Below are 17853 nucleotides of genomic sequence, written 5' to 3' on the forward strand. Positions count from 1 at the left end.
TATGGGGCGAATTAGATAATTAGTGGAATGGATATAGTGCTACGCCCGTTGAATGTTAACGATACATTTTGTAGTAGGCACATGCAAACAAGCGTATAGTTCCAAATATCACAAACCCATCATCACAACTTTAGGAGTTCAAACCATGAAACCTGTTTTGTTTGCCGCGCTGATTTCCTGTTTCTCCGTTGCTGCCTATGCCGCCTGTACCGACAGCCAGCAGCAGTGCGTGATTTATAAAAATGGTAATGTTGCGACAGAAGGCGGCTGTACGGTCAGTAAGTGCCAAAGTGCCGATGTGCAAGTGTTGAAATGGAAGCTGAAAAACGGCAAAGGCGTGACCGTTGAAATCGGAAAAAACGGTAAGGTTTTGGTGAACAAGAAACCGGGTGCGAAAGCGAACAACAGCAATGCGTCAGGCATGGGTTTGACATGCTATGCCGCCGATGCGGACAAACGCGAACAGTTCTGCTCGACTAATTATTGATTGGATTGTTGCTTTGATTAAAGGCCGTCTGAAAAGTGTTTCAGACGGCCTTGATGTTTATCCTTCCGATATTTTTTCATTGAGAAAGTCGATAAAGCTGCGCACTTTCGCACTGAGAAATGCCCTGTCGACATAGGTGGCGTTCAGTTGATCTGTCCAGATGGTGTAATCGGGCAGGAGTTGGACCAATGTGCCGTCCTTCAATTCCTGCTGAACTGCCCAAAGGGGCTGATAGCCTATGCCTGCGCCTGCTTTAATCAGCTCGCGGATCATCAGCGTGTTGTCGCTGCGGATAACAGGGGAGAGGTGGAGAATGGCTTTTTCTCCGGTGTGGCGGTGGGTAATTTCCCAGTTTTGTTGACTGGTATAGGAAGGCAGGATGGCTTGGTGCTGCATGACGGCTTCAGGTGTATCAGGTGTGCCGTGTCGGGCCAGATAGTTGGGAGCGGCAAGCAGGACGAACTCGATTTTGGCCAGCGGTTTGACGATTAGCGAAGGGGAGGGGGTTTTGGAAACGCGCAAGGCGAGGTCGAAACCTTCGGTGATGAGGTCGATATGGCGGTTGTCGAGGACGAGGTCGAGCGTGACTTTGGGATAACGCTGGCGGTATTCGGCCAACCATGCGCTCATATTGCCGCCTGCAAACCACAGGGGCATGGTAACGCGCAACATACCTTGCGGCGTGTCGGCGCCGCCTGCCGCTTTTTGGGCGGCGGTATCCAAGGTATCCAGCGCGTAGCTGCATTGACGGTAGTATTCTTCGCCTGCTTCGGTTAGGTGGAGGTTGCGGCTGTTACGGTGTAAGAGCTTGGCTTGAATGGTGTTTTCCAGATGGCTGACGTGTTTGCTGGCCATGGCGGTGGAGATGTCGAGCTGATCGGCGGCACGGGTAAAACTGCCGCTTTGAACAACTTGGTGGAAAACTTTTAGGCTGAATAGGGTATCCATGATTTCTTATTAGGAAACGTTGTATCAATAATTCGAGTATATATCTCTTACCGGGAATTATCTATACTGCACTTATTGAAATTGCTCCATACCTCTTCAGGTAGCCATTAAAATAAGGATTATTAAGATGTCAGCCCTCAAATCATTTCAACCTGTTGTATTGTTTGTCTTGCGTATTGTTGCGGCGTATTTGTTTTTGCTGCATGGTACGGCCAAGTTTTTCAGTTTTCCGATGTCCATGGGCGGCGCTCCCGAAGGCTTGATGCTGGTGGCCGGTATTTTGGAAATTGTCGGCAGTATCTTATTGATATTGGGCCTGTTCACTCGTCCGGCCGCGTTTGTTTTGTCCGGTCAGATGGCAGCCGCCTACTTTATGGCCCACGCGTCTTCTGGTGATGTTTTGTTCCCATTGGCCAACCATGGCGAATCTGCTGTTTTGTTCTGCTTCGTGTTTTTGTATCTGGCAGTAGCCGGCGGCGGAGCGTGGGCTTTGGATAACGTTTTTGGTAAAGATAAAGATTAATTTAAGGAAAAGATCATGACTTATTCTGTTTTGCAACAAGCTGCTGAAACCCGTCGTTCTATCTATGCATTGAATAACACCCTGCCTCTGTCCAATGAGGAAGTAACCAAAATCATCGAACACGCCGTTTTGCATACGCCGTCTTCTTTCAATTCGCAATCTGCCCGAGTGGTCGTATTGTTTGGCGAAGAACATGCCAAAGTGTGGCATTTTGTTGAAGAAGCGTTGCGTGCAATTGTTCCTGCCAAGCAGTTTGAAGCCACTGCGCAAAAACTGAACTTGTTTAAAGCAGGTGCAGCGACAGTTTTGTTCTTTGAAGATCAAGATGTTGTCAAAGGCTTGCAGGAGCAGTTCCCATCTTATGCGGCCAACTTCCCAATTTGGGCGGATCAGGCAAATGCCATGGTTCAATATGCTGTTTGGACAACATTGGCGGCTGCCGATATCGGCGCCAATCTGCAACATTACAATCCGCTGCCTGATGCAGCCATTGCCAAAGAATGGAATCTGCCGGAAAGCTGGTTGTTGCGTGCGCAAATGGTGATTGGCGGTATCGCGGCTTCAGCCGGTGAAAAAGCCTTCCAACCCATCGAAGGCCGTCTGAAAGTATTTGGCGCATAAATGAAATAATGTTTTCAAAAAGGTCTCAATTTTTGTAATTGTAATGCTTTTATTACAAATGAGATATATAATTAGAAGTATATATGCGAATTGCGTTCTTATGGGCTATTTCTAGGGTAAAGAGTAAAGATTGAAGCCTGACCGGTGGCAGTTTGCGTATAAGATCTAAAACAGGGAAGGACTCATGTCCATTCTATTAATAATTGCGAGGAATGTAAATGATGCAACGTTTAAAACTGACGGTTGCAGCAGCCTTAGCTGTATCCGTGCTGTCTGCCTGTACATTAAGTAACAACAGATGGTCAAACTTTGACAACCACTCATCTCAAATCAGTGCCTCAAATCAAAGAGGTTGATGCAGCAACAGCACAAGAAGCATTAAAGAAACTTAAGCATCAAGCCCACACAATTTCACGCATTAACGAAACAGCCTGTGCGGCCAACTAAACAAATTTAAAAGGGAAAATCCATGTCAAAGAATATCAGCGTAAAAATTAATAGTGGCAACGAAACCGTTGAGACCGTCAAACTGAACGCAACGAATAAAAAAGTCATTATCAAAGCACAACCGAATGTGAACTACGAATTGGTTGACGACAATACCCAATACGCCCCAGAAACTATCGATACCAAACGCATCGGTAACGACCTTCACATTGCATTTGAAGGCACCGACATTAATCAAGAATCCGATTTAGTACTGGAAGGCTATTACGAAAACAACAATACCGAATTACTTTTGGGTAAGGCGGAAAACGGCCGATACTACGCCTATGTACCGCAAAGCGGCGTTGAAAGTGATGCAGTTACCTTATTGGCAGAAGAAGTATTTGCTCCACAGGCGTTAGGTGGTAATAGCGTAGCTACACCATTTTGGGCATTTAATCCTAATTGGCTGTGGGCTGCAGCCGGAGTGGCCGCAGGAGGAGGCATTATTGCAGCTGCAAGTGGTGGAAAGGGATCTAGCAATCCTGACACGACTGCACCGGCTAAACCGACTGTTGAAGCGAAAGACAACGGTTCAGTGGAAGTGACACCTCCTGCAGATGCGGATACCAAGTCTGTAGAAGTGGGCTACACAGATGAAGCGGGCACACCGAAAACAGCAACCTTGACGAAAGGTGAGGACGGCAACTGGACTTCAAGTAACCCGGATGTTGCGGTAGACCCAGCGACTGGCAAAGCAACCATCCCGGCAGATAAAGTGAAAGATGGTTCTGAAGTTTCTGCGAAAGCGACTGACACTGCGGGTAATGCAGGTGAAGAAGGTACAGCGAATGCAGGTAATAATCCTGACACGACTGCACCGGCTAAACCGACTGTTGAAGCGAAAGACAACGGTTCAGTAGAAGTGACTCCTCCGGCAGATGCGGATACCAAGTCTGTAGAAGTGGGCTACACCGATGAAGCGGGTACACCGAAAACTGCTACATTAACCAAAGGTGAAGATGGCAACTGGACTTCAAACAACCCGGATGTTGCGGTAGACCCAGCGACTGGCAAAGCAATCATCCCAGCAGATAAAGTGAAAGATGGCTCTCCGGTGACTGCGAAAGCGACTGACACTGCAGGTAACGCAGGTGAAGAAGGTACAGCGAATGCGGGTAATAATCCTGACACAACTGCGCCTGGTAAACCAACTATTGAAGCGAAAATGAATGGTTTTGTTTATATTAATCCTCCAGCAGATGAAGATACTAAATCAGTTGAAGTGCACTACATTGATGAAGAGGGAAATCCGCAAACTGTAACGATTACTAAAGATGCTGATGAGGGTTGGGTATCATCTAATCCAAATGATGATATCTGGCTCAATTCAGAGACTGGTAAAATAACACTTCTGGCACATCAAGTGAAAGATGGCTCTCTAGTGAAAGCCTCGGCAACAGATAATCAAGGTAACACAGGTGAAGTCGCAACGGAAAATGCGGTTAACGTTCCGGATACTTATGGGCCAAGCATGCCGGAAGTAGTTGCATTACAAGATCGTTCTGCAAGAGTAACAATGCCAAAAGATGCCAATGTTGGAGATTTTGTTGTAATTAAACGAGGTATTTATCAATATGAGTCTTTTTGGACCTTCGGTTCACTTTATCCTGATGATAATGATGAAATTTTAGCTATTTTGACTAAACAACAGGATGGTAGTTGGATTTCAGATAAACCGGAGAATGTGCCAAATGTTGATGCCGGCAATGATAATACTATTGTTCCAGCTAATAAACTTAAAGGATTCGGTACTGTATATGCTCATGCAGAGGATCCTGCAGAGAATTTCTCTGCACCAGGATATACTAATCTTGCTAGCGAAATTGCCTCTCCAACAATAACCGTAAAAACAGATGGTTTTGTAGAAATTACCCCTCCTGCAGTTAAAGACCTTAAATCTATGGCAGTAAGATATTTTGATAAAGCAGGTACTCTGAAAATTACAATGTTAACGAAAGGTGAAGATGGTAATTGGACTTCGGACAATCCAGATATTACGGTAGAGCCAGCGACTGGAAAAGCGATGATTTCATCAGATAAAATAGAAGGGGGCTCGCAAATAGCTGCGAATGCCTTTGATACTTCGGGTATAATCAGTTATCCAGGTCTCAATATAGTAGGTAAAAACCCTGATACTACAGCACCAAGCGCACCGGAAGTCATTCCATCGACTACGGATGGATCAGTCACCGTGAAAGTACCAGATGATGCAAAAGTGGACGATTATGTTTCAATATCGGTAATCCCTAACCGCCCTGGTATATTTTTTAACCCAGAGAATTCTAATTTTTCTATCGGCATAACTTTAATCAAAAAGGCAGATGGCAGCTGGTCTTCAAGCTATTATTCAATAGTACCAGAGATTGAAGCAGGTCAGAACAGCACAACCATTCCACAAGACCAAGTAAAAGATGGTTCTTATGTGATAGCTACGTCGAGAGATCTTGCTGGCAACCAGAGTGTATCAGTAAGGGCTCAAGCGGGTGAAGATACTAAAGTTCCTGATGAATCTGGGGTATCATCTAATACTATAGATAGTAACGGTATGGGCAGTAGCGGTAATGACTATGCAAGCTTTGATCAAATTGCGGGCACCATTAATATGGGCGAGGGTAATGATATTCTTGAAGCGCGTGATACAGGTGAACCGTTCTCCTATGGAGTATACAATGCAAGAGTAGATATGGGTTCAGGCGATGATATTGTAAGAACATCAGGTACTATTCAGCATGACTCTATTTACAAAGGAATATCTATTGATGGTGGTGATGATTTCGATACACTTGAGTTTGTGAACCGAGATGGCGAAGCAATTATGACCAAGATTTTATCGATCTCTAACTTTGAGAAAATTGATATTAAAGGTACGTTAAACAACACAGTTATGATCCACAAAGATGATGTTGAGAGAAACCACAGTGCTAAACCAACGGTTGATGACAGTGGTAAATCTCACAACAACGTGTTAATTGTTGATGGTAATGAAGGTGATAAAGTGGATTTAAGTGAGATTAGTAAAGTTGCAAGCTCACAAGTTAATTATGAAGGCAATACTTATCATGTTTACCACACCGGTTCTAACGAACTCTGGATTGATTCAGATATTGCTGTTGCTTAATTTGTAACATCTATTAGAAAAACGCACCTTCGGGTGCGTTTTTTATCTGCTTTACACATGAAGGTCGTCTGAAAACCTGAGACCTTTGCAAAATTCCTTTTTTCCCAACAGCCGAAATTCAAGCACAGTTTCAGACGGCCTTTTATCTATGCCATGAAATCAACCGCGACGCCAAGTTGTACCGCCGGCATTGTCTTCCAGAATGATTTTGTGTTCGTTCAGAAGGTCGCGGATACGGTCGGATTCCGCCCAGTTTTTGTCCGCGCGCGCCTGTTTGCGGCGGGCGATCAAATCGTCGATTTCCTCGTTGGATAGGCCGTCTGAAACAGTACCGCCTTGCAGGAATTCAATCGGGTCGCGTTGCAGCAGGCCGATGATGCCGCCCAAAGCTTTCAGGCAGCCGGCGAGGTGCGCATCATTGGTTTTGTTCACTTCGCCTGCCAGTTCGAATAACACGGCAACGGCTTCGACTGTACCGAAATCGTCGTTCATGGCGGCGTAGAAACGGCGGGTGTAGTCGTTGGCGTTTTCAGACAAATCAAACTCAGCCGCTGGTGTGTTTTTCAACGTGGTGTACAGGCGTGTCAGCGCGCCTTTGGCGTCGTCCAAATGCGCGTCGGAGTAATTCAGCGGGCTGCGGTAGTGAGCGCGCAGGATGAAGAAGCGCACGACTTCGGGGTCGTATTGTTTCAACACTTCGCGGATGGTGAAAAAGTTGCCCAACGATTTGGACATTTTTTCGCCGTCCACACGGATGAAGCCGTTGTGCAGCCAGTATTTGACGTGGCTGGCGATGCTTTGACCGTGGTGGGTTTGTGCATGGTCATGGCCGCAGGTATGACCGCTGGCACCGACGCTTTGGGCGATTTCGTTTTCATGGTGCGGAAATTGCAAATCCGCGCCGCCACCGTGAATATCGAAAGTATCGCCGAACAGATTTTCGCTCATGGCAGAGCATTCAATATGCCAACCCGGACGGCCGTTGCCCCAAGGGCTTTCCCATGCAGGTTCGCCTGCTTTGGCCGCTTTCCACAACACAAAATCAAGCGGATCGCGTTTGAAACCGTCCACTTCTACACGCTCGCCTGCGCGCAGGTCGTCCAACGATTTGCCCGACAGTTGTCCGTAAGCGGAAAACTCGCGCACGGCGTAGTAAACATCGCCGTTTGCGGCAGGATATGCCTTGCCGTTTTGAATCAGGGTTTCAATCATGGCAATCATTTGCGGAATGTTTTCCGTTGCCTTCGGCTCAATATCCGGACGCAACACGCCCAAAGCATCGGCATCTTCGTGCATAGCCTGAATGAAACGCGCGGTCAGTTCGCCGATGGTTTCGCCGTTTTCAGCCGCACGGGCGATGATTTTGTCGTCGATGTCGGTAATGTTGCGCACATAAGTGAGCGGATAGCCGCACTCGCGCAACCAACGGGCAATCATGTCGAATACAACCATCACGCGAGCATGACCTAAATGGCAGTAGTCGTAAACAGTCATACCGCAAACGTACATACGCACGTTTTTAGGGTCGATGGGGGTAAAGGGTTCTTTTTTGCGGGTAAGGGTGTTGTAGATGGTGGTCATGGAATTTTCAAAATTTGTATAAACAGAGGGAAATTATTTTGGATTTTTTGTGCAGGCAAATTCTTTATTCATAAGCTAAAAAAGAATCAAAAATTAATCCATTTGAAAGTATGGTTTGTTCGATTGGCTTTACCCAATCGACTAAATGTTTGTTTTTCAGATATTGATGTTGATTTATCCATATTTGCAGCTGTGGATAAACCGATGAGTTATCAAAAATAAAACTTTCATCGGCAAACGGTAATGCGGTATGAAGGTTTTGCAGGCTTACATGGTAGCGTTTGAGGATTAACTCAGGATCTATCCAGTGTCCGCCGCTTGCGACGCGCTCCTGCATACGGCGGATATTTAATTCGGGTGTCGCAAGACCGATATAGTTGAGTATGACGTAGAATCCGGCATTGCTGGCCGTTTGAATGCGGGTAAGGGCGGATTTGCCGGATAAGGTCGATTCCATGGAAAAAGAAATTCGATTATCCAATGCTTGACGGAATAAGCGCAATGCAGTTTTTCCCGCTTCCATATCGGCTAAACGAGGCATTTCAGGGTTAATTTCTGCTGCGATATGGTCAGAATCAATCACTAACGAGACACGATCTTGATTGAATTGGCGCAGGGTAGATTTGCCCGAACCGTTAGCACCACAGTAAAAAATCGCTTTAGGCCGGTTGTTTGACATGGCCTACTGTTCTTTGATTACCGGAAGGATGGTATTCGATAAGGTTGCCTTCATTATCGACTACCGTGATTACGGCGTATTTTCGTTTTTCTGCCAGCCATGCCTGATACAAAATTTTAAGCAAAGCTTGCTTTTTCGCCAATTCGATACGTTGTTTATCAGAAATCATGGTCTTCCTTGCTTCTTGTTCCTGTATTCAGACGGCCCTATATTACATTAAACAGGTCGTCTGAAAACTTTTTATTTCCTTACTCTGGCTTAAACACGCCAGTATCCGTTTTAGGCTGCTGCTCAGCAATTCCGGCTTTTGCCGCTGCCTGCTCCGCTTCTGCTTTTTCGGCTTCGATGCGTTTTTTCTCGGTTAGGTATTGGTTGATTTGGTGTACCAATTCCTGAGTGCCTTGGTGGGTCAGGGCGCTGATTTGGAAGAGGCGCGGGGTCTCCATATCGAATTGGAAGCGGTCGTCTGGTTTCGGATAGTCCCAGCCGATGGCTTCGAGGAAGGCGGCGCTACGCGCTTGGGCTTCTTCTTCGTCGAGCATGTCGAGTTTGTTCAGCACCAGCCAGCGCGGTTTGTCGTAGAGTTCTTCGTCGTATTTGCGCAATTCATTGATGATGGCGAGGGCTTCTTCTGCTGGGTTGACGGCTTCGTCGAAGGGCGCCAAATCGACGACGTGCAGCAGCAGGCCGGTGCGCGATAAGTGTTTGAGGAAGCGGTGGCCGAGGCCTGCGCCTTCTGCTGCGCCTTCAATCAGACCGGGGATGTCGGCCATGACGAAGCTGTGGTTTTCGTCGATGCGCACGACGCCCAAGTTTGGATGCAGGGTGGTGAAGGGGTAGTTGGCGATTTTGGGGCGTGCGGCGGATACGGCGGTAATCAGGGTGGATTTGCCGGCGTTGGGCATACCTAATAAGCCGACATCGGCGAGGACTTTAAGCTCGAGTTGCAGGGAGCGGGTTTCGCCTTCTTCGCCGGGTGTGGATTGTTTGGGCGCGCGGTTAACGGAGGATTTGAAGTGGATGTTGCCCAAGCCGCCTTTGCCGCCTTTGGCGAGGCAGACGCGTTGGCCGTGATAAGTGAGGTCGGCAACGATTTCGTCGGTGTCGAGGTCGCGGATAAGGGTGCCGACGGGCATTTTGAGGACGATGTCGTCCGCACCTGCGCCGTAGCGGTCGGAGCCGTGGCCTTTTTCGCCGTTTTTGGCTTGGTAGCGTTTGACGAAGCGGTATTCGACGAGGGTGTTGGTGTTTTCGTCGGCTTCCGCCCAAACGCTGCCGCCTTTGCCACCGTCGCCGCCGTCAGGGCCGCCGCGGGGTACGAATTTTTCGCGGCGGAAACTGGTTGCGCCATTACCGCCTTTGCCTGCGGCGACTTCGATTTTTGCTTCGTCGATAAATTTCATGATGTTCTCTTATGGGTATTCGGTTGTTTCAGACGGCCTTTGTTAATAGAGGAGCTTGGTGTCTGAACGGATAAAATGTTGCTTATTATAAAGGATATTTCGGTTTTAGGCCGTCTGAAATATGGTTTCAGACGGCCTTGGATTTATTGGGCTAGGGCTTGGTCGATTTCTTGATAGAGTTGGGAGAAATTGGGTTCGCCAACGTAGGTTTTAAGGATGTTGCCGTTTTTATCGATCAGGACGGAAGTCGGGTAAACCTGTGTGCCAAAGGCTTTTGCGGCAGTTTTGTCGGCATCGTACATGACGGTGAAGGGAAGGCCGTAGTCTTTGACATACTGATGGACGCTTTCGATGGGGTCGATGGGTTGGGCAATGCCGAGGACTTGGAAATTTTTGCCTTGATAATCTTGGGCGGTTTTGATGATTTTAGGCATTTCGCTCACGCAACCGGGGCAGGAGGGAAACCAGAAGTTAATGAGGGTAACTTTGTCTTTCAAATCGGCGTTGGTAATGGTTTTGCCTTGCAAGTTGGACAGGACGAAATCAGGGGCGGCTTTGTTGCTGGGGATAAGGACGAAGGTAAGAAGCGCGCCAATCGTGGCAACGACAAGGAGTGTGAGTATTTTTTTCATGATTCGAGGTTTTGAATGGCGTGTGCTAAGGTTTGGGGAACGCTGATGCTACGACCGCTTTCGCTGCTGACGGGCATAAGGGTAACTTCGGCTTCGATGGCGGCTTTGCCGTTGGGCAGGGTCGCGGTTTGGCTAAGGATGATGTGGCGTGTGCCGATGTCTTTCAGACGGCCTGTAAAGGTCAAAACATCGCCTTCAAGCGACGGGCGGCGATAGCGGATATCAACGCGTGCAACAACGAGCATGATGCCTTTGAGTTGGGACAGAAGGTCATGCTCTTGAAAAAACGTCCAGCGCGCTTCTTCGAGAAATTCGAGATAGCGCGCATTGTTGACGTGGCCGTAGCCGTCGAGGTGGTAGTTGCGGACGGTCAGTTTCATCAGTTGAGATTGATGGGTTGGAACTCTTCGCGTGCGATTGGTTCGTGTTCGAGGTCGGTAATTACGGTGGAGAGTTGGATGTCGAACCATTCGTTGAAAATGTCGGCGTCCAAATCCGGCCATTCGCTTTCGTCTTCGCACCAGTCGGCCAATTCGGCAGCAAAAATGTCTTCAAAACGCGCTTCGATCTCATCCCATACTTCGTCGGCGGTTTCGCACGGGCGAACGAGGTAGGAATTGGCATCGGCTTGGATATCTTCAAGCGTCAGGCCGTCCAAGTGATTGCCGGGCAGGGATTTCAGCCAGTTCCAAAAAGGATCGAGGGGGATAAGCAGGAAGACGCTGCGGTTGACTTCGTACATGGTGTTTTCCTTGGTTTCTGTATAGTTGAATGATATAGCAAAGGTGGTGGACTGGCTATCTTTTGGGGGATAAAGGCCGTCTGAATTTCAGACGGCCTTTATTTTTGGGAATAATCAGGGATTTTCTGATGGTGTTTGATACAGGGTTTGGGGATTGGCTGTATCGGGGATTTCTGCCGGAGCGGATTGGGGGGGTGCTACCGGTTCGGAAGTGGCATTGCTGTCAACCAGGTCGTCGATGTCGATGTTGTCGTCTTCGCTTTGAGGGAGCGTGCCGCCGGTTTGTTGGGTGCGGACTTTCATGTAAAGGTCGCGTGTGTAGCTGTATTTGTCGATGGCTGCACCTTCGAGGCTGTCGGTCAGGTCGAGCAGTTCTTCACGGGTGTTGATGGCTTGCAGGCCGATTGTGCCCCAGCGTCCTGCTCTGGTGTGGAAGACGGCATTTTTAACCGGATAGACGGTGGTGACGGCGTTGCCGACGGTATCGCGTACGGTAGACGGGCCGAGTAGGGGGACAACGAAGTAGTTGCTGTTTTTCCAGCCCCATGAGGCGAAGGTATCGCCGAGGGTGTTTTTATTGCTGGGCACACCGCCTGCACCGGCTACGTCGATTAAACCGCCAAGGCCGAAGGTGGTGTTGATGCCGACGCGGACGAGGTCTTCGCTGGCGCGTTTGACGTCAAGGCGCAGTACATTGCTGCCGAAGCTGACGACATCGCGCAGGTTGTTGAAGAAGTTGATCACGCCGGTACGCACCGGTTTGGGCGTTATTTTGCGATAACCGCGTGCGACAGGGGAAAGGACGTATTTGTCTGCTTTGTCGTTGAACTTGGAAACGGTACGGTTGTAGCCTTCGTAAGGGTCGGCTGGATTGCGTTCGGCAAGTGCGGGAGCGGAGGCTATGCTGATGAGGAGGCAGAGTGAAGCGGTGGTTTTTTTCATGATTGCAACCAGTCTTTGATTTCGTAAAGTTCGGCCAGTGCGCGGACGGAATCGGGAATGTTTTGAATGGTCGGTTTTTTGTCTGTCCGGCGCAGAGCGTTGAGCAGCAGGGAAACGCAGGCTGAATCTGCTTTGCCTACTTGGCTGAAGTCTATACTGTCTGTTTCTTTCAGACGGCATTGTTGTTCGTAGCGCGCAAAGGCGGAGGCAGTCAGGGTTTTGACGGTAACGTCGCCGCTGATGTAGAGCGTGCCGTTGCGGATTTCTGTTTGCATGGTGTCTTTATGATGTAAGGCACCATGCCGTCTGAACATCAGGCGGCATGGTGCGGGGGTGGATTATTTACCGCCGTTTTTGGCTTTCAAGTCGGCAATCAGACCATCAATACCTTTGGCTTTGATGGTTTCGCCGAATTGGTTGCGGTATACGGTAACCAAGCTTGCGCCTTCGACTGCGACATTGTATGCGCGGTATCTGCTGCCACTTTGGTAGGTGGTGAAGTCCATGTTGACCGGTTTTTGGCCGGAAACGTTGATTTCGGCGCGGACAACGATTTCTTTACCGCCTTTGTTTACGACCGGGTTGTCTTTGATGTTGACCTTGGCGTTTTTGAATTTCAGCATGGTGCCGGAGTAGGTGCGGATCAGCAGGGTTTGGAACTCTTTGGTCAACGCTTGTTTTTGTGCGTCAGTCGCAGTGCGCCATGGGTTGCCGACGGCCAAAGCGGTCATGCGTTGGAAGTCGAAGTAAGGGATGGCGTAAGCTTCGGCTTTTTGGCGTGCAGTGTTGGCGTCGCCGCTGTTGAGGATTTTCAGCACTTGAACGGAGTTTTCACGGACTTGGTTGACTGCGTCGGCAGGAGAGGCAAAGGCCATGCTGATGCTCAATACGCCGATGCTCAATGCGCTGATGAAGGAAGTTTTTTTCATGGGAGTGTCCTGAATATTGGGTTGATATGTGTTTATTGTTCGTTTTGACCGGCAGATTCACTGTCTGCGTTTTTTTCGGCAAAGCTGGTCATGAATTTGCCGATAAGGTTTTCCAAAACCATGGCGGAGCTGGTGACGGTAATGGTGTCGCCTGCCGCCAAAGAATCAGTATCGCCGCCTTGTTGCAGGCCGATGTATTGTTCGCCCAACAAGCCTGAAGTCAGGATTTGTGCGGAAACGTCGCTGCTGAACTGATATTGGCTGTCCAGATTGAGGGCGACTTTTGCCTGATAGGATTTAGGGTCGAGCTGAATGGAGGCAACACGTCCCACCAGTACGCCTGCGGATTTGACCGGAGCGTTGGTTTTTAAGCCGCCGATGTCGCTGAAATCGGCATAGACGGTGTAGGTTTGAGAGGATTTGCCGAACGATTGTCCGCCGGCGGCGCGGAAGGCGAGAAAGCCGATAGCGGCTGCGCCCAGTAAGACAAACAGTCCTACCCAAAATTCCAAAGCATTTTTTTTCATGTGCTATTGTCCTTGTTTCATTCTTTTTAAGTGCCGTTTCAGACGGCCTTTAGTCGGTAAACATCCACGCAGTCAACATGAAGTCGACAGCGAGGATGGTCAGGGCGGAAGACACTACCGTGCGTGTACTGGCGCGCAAAATACCTTCGGAGGTCGGTACGCAGTGGAAACCCTGATGTACGGCGATCAGCGTAACGGCTACGCCGAAAGCGGCGGATTTGATTAAGCCGTTGAGTACGTCGTAATAGAAGGTAATGTTGTTTTGCATTTGCGACCAGAAAATACCGCCGTCCAAACCCAGCCATTCAACGCCGACCAAATACGCGCCGTAAATGCCGGCAACGTTGAAAATCGACGCCAGCAAAGGCATGGAAAACACGCCCGCCCAAAAGCGCGGCGCAACCACGCGTGCCACGGGGTCGACCGCCATCACGTTCATTGCTTCAAGCTGCTCGGTGGTTTTCATCAAACCGATTTCGCTGGTCATGGCACCGCCCGCGCTGCTGGCAAACAGAATAGCCGCCAATACGGGACCCAATTCGCGCAACAGGGATGCGGCAACCATATAGCCCAAAATATCGGCGGATTTGAATTTTGCCAGCTGCGTATAGCCTTGCAAGCCCAATACCATGCCGACAAACAGGCCGGAGACGGCAACAATCAGGACAGACAACACGCCTGCAAAGTAAACTTGGCGGATGCTCAGGCGCGGGCGGGTAAACGCCGTACCTGATTTGGCCAGGATCTGCAGGAAAAACAGCGTAATGCTGCCCAGCGATTGGATGAAGCCGAGGGTTTTTGCCCCGACGGAACGGATAAAATTCATAGGTTTCAGTTGATTGGTTAAATGGTTTTCAGACGGCCTTGTTTAAGCTTCAGGCCGTCTGAATATCAGCCCAGCAAGTCTTGTTTTAAAGTCGTTTGCGCCGGATAGCGGTAGGCGACAGGACCGTCTGCCAAACCGCCGACAAACTGGCGTACCCAAGGCGAGTCGAGTTCGCGCATTTCTTCGGGCGAACCGGAGAACATGATTTCGCCGTGTGCCAAGAAAATGACTTGATCGACAATTTCCAGTGACTTTTCAATATCATGCGTTACCATGACGCTGGTTGAGCGCAGGGCTTTGTTGGCACGGCTGATGAGGTGGGCGATAACGCCCAGCGAAATCGGGTCGAGGCCGGTGAAAGGCTCGTCATACAACATGATTTCAGGGTCGAGCGCAATCGTACGCGCGAGGGCGACGCGGCGCGACATACCGCCGGAAAGCTCCGAAGGCATCAGGTTTTCAACACCGCGCAAACCGACTGCATTCAGTTTCAGCACCACCAAATCGCGGATGACCGCTTCAGGCAAATCCGTCAGCTCGCGCATGGGGAAGGCAATGTTGTCGAAGACGGATAAGTCGGTGAACAATGCGCCGTGTTGGAACAAAACGCCCATGCGGCGACGGTGTTCATACAGCTCCTGCGCCGAAAATGCGGCCAAATCGCGCCCTTCAATCAACACTTTGCCCGATTGCGGGTGAATTTGCCCCGTAATCAGGCGCATCAGCGTGGTTTTACCGCTGCCCGAACCACCCATTACGGCGGCGAAATTGCCTTGTGGAATGCTGAAGTTGATGTTGTTCAGAATAGGACGGTCGCCATATGCGAAGGCAACGTTTTTCATTTCGATGAAGGGTGTGGAACTCATGCAGGAGAGGGGTGTCAAAAAATGTATTTTAATTACGGGTATTGTAAAGGGTATTGGATATTCGGGCAATTTTCAGACGGCCTGCGCTTAAGAATAATGGGTAAAAACGTGTGAAAGAATGCAGAAGCGTTGGTGCTACGGTCGTTTTGTCGCGTGTTGTGTCAAACATACAGACGGCTGTGTAGGTATATTTTGTATAGAAATACAAAAAAACAACTGAATCAAATCCAATAAAAATATTTTTATCATCAAATATCAATACTTTTTTTTGGGGGTGCTTATACAGGACACGGCTAATCCAATATCTATTGAATTCTTTGTGAAAAGAAAGAATAAAACATCGATAAATCTCCTTTTCTCTCTTATAGAGTTATAAGGATATTTCTTTAATCTCATTATTTTGCTCTGTGCCTAAAGCGTCCTGTTGGTCCATACATTTCCCCCGTTATGAGTCTGTTTTCATCCATATAGTTTCAAATTTAGTGGGATACGGACTTAGCTAATGGGTTTAAATCAACGAAGTAGAAGGAACTCCTCCATTTTTAGAAACAAATATAGGCCAATTTCCAATAATAGATTTGTCTATATCCATTGTCTCTAAATATTCTTTTGACTGATATGGGAAAAACCACCCATCATCATTTTCTCGTACATGAGATTCAACTATTAACAATGAAATTCCCATTTCTTGCTCTACTTGACTTAAAAAAGATACTGCGATTTTCTTTGCTTCTTGATAAGTAATTATCATGGAAATACTCCAAATTGAAAATGTTTGAAGATAGTAAAATTGACTTCGCCTCCTTTTTGTATTTGCCCATCAATATACCTTTTGGGATAATTGCGCTTTATGGCCTACTGGATCGGTAGCGTTAAACAAAGGCCGTCTGAAACGATTTTTCTGTTTTTAGATAGCCTCTAAGCTCAAACCTTGAGAACCGCATGCGTGCGTTTCATACACATCCTACTTGTTGAGTTTAGGTTTCATATGGGCTACGGCTTGCGGATGTCAGACAATTTTTTTTTAATTTAGTTGGGTTTTCAACTCAACCTACACACTTAATCTGAAAGTTCATATAGCATATCCAAAAAGGCATCAAAACTATCTGCAATATGGCTAGTTACCATTTTCGTATCTCCATTCTCATCTTCATAAAAATCATCATGATACATCAGAATTATACATGGATTTTCATTGCATTTTCTGTAATCAAAACAGATATAATCGCCATTAGCTGAAATCCCAAAAGCAATCACTTTTTTTGCATACCCATATTCATCATCAATACATGAATAGCTATAAATATCTTCATAGCCTAAATTTTGCTTATACCCTAAAAATGAAATGTCCCTTTCATCATTTTCACCGTATTGATTGATAAAATTGAAAATATTTTCTTTAGGGTATAAATGATCATGTTTGCTAAGAAATGATACATATGAAACAGGAAAAACGACCCCTACATCTTCAGCAAATTGTTGAATTGTTCTTATTGGAACCAATCCCTCATCTGATAATATTGATAGTTTTCTCATTTTTACTGACCTTTCTTTAACGATTTTTGACCAGTATGCCTAACAGCTTTATGAATACTATTAGGAATTAACTGCATATTATAAAGAGGCGGGCAAATATGCCCGCCTTGTTTTTAATATTTCTGCAAACCTTCTACCTTGATTTCTTTGGCATTGGCATGGATGAAGGCTTGAGTCGCTTTCATCGTGGCCTGAATGCGCGGATCGTTCCAGTGCACGATTTGGTTGTTTTCATCGCGCTTGTCCGACCAGATAATCACGCCGTCAGTATATTTTTTGCTGATTTCGAGCATTTTGCGCCAGCGGACGGGGTCGATGAATTGTTTGAAATAAAGGCTGTTGGTGGCCGAATAATATTGCGGCCAGATGTAGCCGATGATTTTTTTGTTGGGAAAGCGTTGGTGGATATCATCAACGGCGGTTTTCACGTCTTTTTCCCATTGCACCAAATCGGGGGAAGTGATGTAGAACACAGGATTGGCATAGTCGCTGATGGCGGCGGTGGGCGCACGGCGTTTGCTGACTTGCCGCCATTTGGCCAAGATGGCTTCGTTGTCAACGTTGGGGCGGTAGTGGCGGATGCCGTGCAGGTGTTCGGAGGGCATGCCGTAGTTGCTGATGAAGGCGCGCGGGTTTTCTTCTCTGAAGATTTGGTACATCCGCGCAAAGTCGGTTCTCAATTCGTCGGGTGTCAGCAGTTGGCCGTCTTTTTCGGCAAACCAGCTTTCGATGTCGGTGGAAATGGTGCGGTAGCCTTCGCGGCGCGATTGTTTGGCCAATTCGCGGATACGCGCCTCATTGAGTACGCCGTGTTTGCGTTTGCCCGTCGAATCGGGTTTGACCAGCTCGCTTTCGTAAACCAAGAACACTTTGGAGAGTTTGTCAGCGGTCAGGTCGGGTTTGCCGACGTAGTCCATGCGGTCGTAGATGATGAAATCTTTGGCATGGGCGGAGAGGGCGGTCAATAAGAGGGCGAGGGGCAAAAGGCGGTTGGGTTTCATATT

The 17853-nt window shown here is 47.9% G+C and carries 21 protein-coding genes and 1 pseudogene; 4 read left to right on the forward strand and 18 right to left on the reverse strand.

The features are described 5' to 3' along the window. Window positions 1–145 precede the first annotated feature (145 nt). Window positions 146–487 (forward strand): hypothetical protein, encoded by a 342-nt coding sequence (locus ACTHS4_RS04115; RefSeq protein ID WP_070826785.1) that lies wholly within the window; start codon window positions 146–148, stop codon window positions 485–487. Between the two features lie 57 nt (window positions 488–544). On the opposite strand, the gene ACTHS4_RS04120 is transcribed toward ACTHS4_RS04115, so the two are convergent. Next, window positions 545–1435: a LysR family transcriptional regulator gene (locus ACTHS4_RS04120; RefSeq protein WP_070826787.1), complete on the reverse strand. Its 891-nt coding sequence runs from the start codon at window positions 1433–1435 to the stop codon at window positions 545–547. Window positions 1436–1562: 127 nt separating this feature from the next. On the opposite strand from ACTHS4_RS04120, the gene ACTHS4_RS04125 reads away from it, so the two are divergent. The 3 genes from ACTHS4_RS04125 to ACTHS4_RS04135 all read left to right on the forward strand — a co-directional run bounded on the left by ACTHS4_RS04125 (window position 1563) and on the right by ACTHS4_RS04135 (window position 6186). Then, entirely contained in the window at window positions 1563–1958 is a 396-nt protein-coding gene (locus tag ACTHS4_RS04125; protein ID WP_070826788.1) for a DoxX family protein, read from the forward strand. A gap of 15 nt (window positions 1959–1973) precedes the next feature. Next, entirely contained in the window at window positions 1974–2579 is a 606-nt protein-coding gene (locus tag ACTHS4_RS04130; protein ID WP_070826790.1) for a nitroreductase family protein, read from the forward strand. Window positions 2580–3048: 469 nt separating this feature from the next. Continuing rightward, window positions 3049–6186, forward strand: coding sequence for a hypothetical protein (locus ACTHS4_RS04135; RefSeq protein WP_371460188.1), 3138 nt, complete (start codon window positions 3049–3051; stop codon window positions 6184–6186). A gap of 159 nt (window positions 6187–6345) precedes the next feature. Here the strand turns inward: ACTHS4_RS04135 and cysS are convergent, their stop codons facing one another. The 17 genes and pseudogenes from cysS to ACTHS4_RS04220 form a co-directional block, all read right to left on the reverse strand. Next, complete coding sequence (gene cysS, locus ACTHS4_RS04140; RefSeq protein WP_070826651.1) at window positions 6346–7767, reverse strand: cysteine--tRNA ligase; 1422 nt, start codon at window positions 7765–7767, stop codon at window positions 6346–6348. A 64-nt stretch (window positions 7768–7831) separates the two neighbouring features. Then, complete coding sequence (locus tag ACTHS4_RS04145; RefSeq protein ID WP_070826652.1) at window positions 7832–8446, reverse strand: zeta toxin family protein; 615 nt, start codon at window positions 8444–8446, stop codon at window positions 7832–7834. After that, window positions 8427–8615, reverse strand: coding sequence for a hypothetical protein (locus tag ACTHS4_RS04150; protein WP_070826653.1), 189 nt, complete (start codon window positions 8613–8615; stop codon window positions 8427–8429). The genes ACTHS4_RS04145 and ACTHS4_RS04150 overlap by 20 nt, the downstream gene beginning before the upstream one ends. A gap of 79 nt (window positions 8616–8694) precedes the next feature. Continuing rightward, a complete protein-coding gene (gene obgE / locus ACTHS4_RS04155) occupies window positions 8695–9849 on the reverse strand; it encodes a GTPase ObgE (RefSeq protein WP_070826654.1) in 1155 nt (384 codons plus the stop codon). 143 nt (window positions 9850–9992) lie between these two features. Continuing rightward, on the reverse strand, window positions 9993–10481 hold the full coding sequence (locus ACTHS4_RS04160) for a peroxiredoxin family protein (protein WP_371460186.1): 489 nt from the start codon (window positions 10479–10481) through the stop codon (window positions 9993–9995). Then, on the reverse strand, window positions 10478–10861 hold the full coding sequence (locus ACTHS4_RS04165) for an acyl-CoA thioesterase (protein ID WP_371460184.1): 384 nt from the start codon (window positions 10859–10861) through the stop codon (window positions 10478–10480). The genes ACTHS4_RS04160 and ACTHS4_RS04165 overlap by 4 nt, the downstream gene beginning before the upstream one ends. Then, entirely contained in the window at window positions 10861–11223 is a 363-nt protein-coding gene (locus ACTHS4_RS04170) for a hypothetical protein (protein ID WP_003681812.1), read from the reverse strand. The genes ACTHS4_RS04165 and ACTHS4_RS04170 overlap by 1 nt, the downstream gene beginning before the upstream one ends. A gap of 114 nt (window positions 11224–11337) precedes the next feature. Continuing rightward, window positions 11338–12165: an MlaA family lipoprotein gene (locus tag ACTHS4_RS04175; protein ID WP_440365533.1), complete on the reverse strand. Its 828-nt coding sequence runs from the start codon at window positions 12163–12165 to the stop codon at window positions 11338–11340. Next, window positions 12162–12440, reverse strand: coding sequence for an STAS domain-containing protein (locus ACTHS4_RS04180; RefSeq protein WP_036493932.1), 279 nt, complete (start codon window positions 12438–12440; stop codon window positions 12162–12164). The genes ACTHS4_RS04175 and ACTHS4_RS04180 overlap by 4 nt, the downstream gene beginning before the upstream one ends. A gap of 63 nt (window positions 12441–12503) precedes the next feature. Beyond that, a complete protein-coding gene (locus tag ACTHS4_RS04185) occupies window positions 12504–13094 on the reverse strand; it encodes an MlaC/ttg2D family ABC transporter substrate-binding protein (protein ID WP_049332874.1) in 591 nt (196 codons plus the stop codon). Between the two features lie 32 nt (window positions 13095–13126). After that, window positions 13127–13621: an outer membrane lipid asymmetry maintenance protein MlaD gene (gene mlaD / locus ACTHS4_RS04190; RefSeq protein ID WP_003681819.1), complete on the reverse strand. Its 495-nt coding sequence runs from the start codon at window positions 13619–13621 to the stop codon at window positions 13127–13129. Window positions 13622–13670: 49 nt separating this feature from the next. Further along, window positions 13671–14447: a lipid asymmetry maintenance ABC transporter permease subunit MlaE gene (gene mlaE / locus ACTHS4_RS04195; protein ID WP_293203757.1), complete on the reverse strand. Its 777-nt coding sequence runs from the start codon at window positions 14445–14447 to the stop codon at window positions 13671–13673. A 65-nt stretch (window positions 14448–14512) separates the two neighbouring features. Then, window positions 14513–15313 carry an ABC transporter ATP-binding protein gene (locus ACTHS4_RS04200; RefSeq protein WP_440365534.1) on the reverse strand — a complete coding sequence of 267 codons (801 nt, stop codon included), beginning with the start codon at window positions 15311–15313 and terminating at the stop codon, window positions 14513–14515. A gap of 189 nt (window positions 15314–15502) precedes the next feature. Beyond that, window positions 15503–15709: pseudogene (locus tag ACTHS4_RS04205) on the reverse strand (hypothetical protein); the annotation flags it as partial. Window positions 15710–15821: 112 nt separating this feature from the next. Then, window positions 15822–16064, reverse strand: a complete 243-nt coding sequence (locus ACTHS4_RS04210) for a YrhB domain-containing protein (RefSeq protein ID WP_440365535.1) — start codon at window positions 16062–16064, stop codon at window positions 15822–15824. Between the two features lie 308 nt (window positions 16065–16372). Beyond that, window positions 16373–16849 (reverse strand): SMI1/KNR4 family protein, encoded by a 477-nt coding sequence (locus tag ACTHS4_RS04215; RefSeq protein WP_070826657.1) that lies wholly within the window; start codon window positions 16847–16849, stop codon window positions 16373–16375. Window positions 16850–16962: 113 nt separating this feature from the next. Continuing rightward, a complete protein-coding gene (locus tag ACTHS4_RS04220; RefSeq protein ID WP_371460182.1) occupies window positions 16963–17850 on the reverse strand; it encodes a hypothetical protein in 888 nt (295 codons plus the stop codon). Window positions 17851–17853 lie beyond the last annotated feature (3 nt).

This window comes from Neisseria sp. P0014.S009 (genome assembly GCF_051958155.1).
GTDB classification, from domain to species: Bacteria; Pseudomonadota; Gammaproteobacteria; order Burkholderiales; family Neisseriaceae; genus Neisseria; species Neisseria flavescens_C.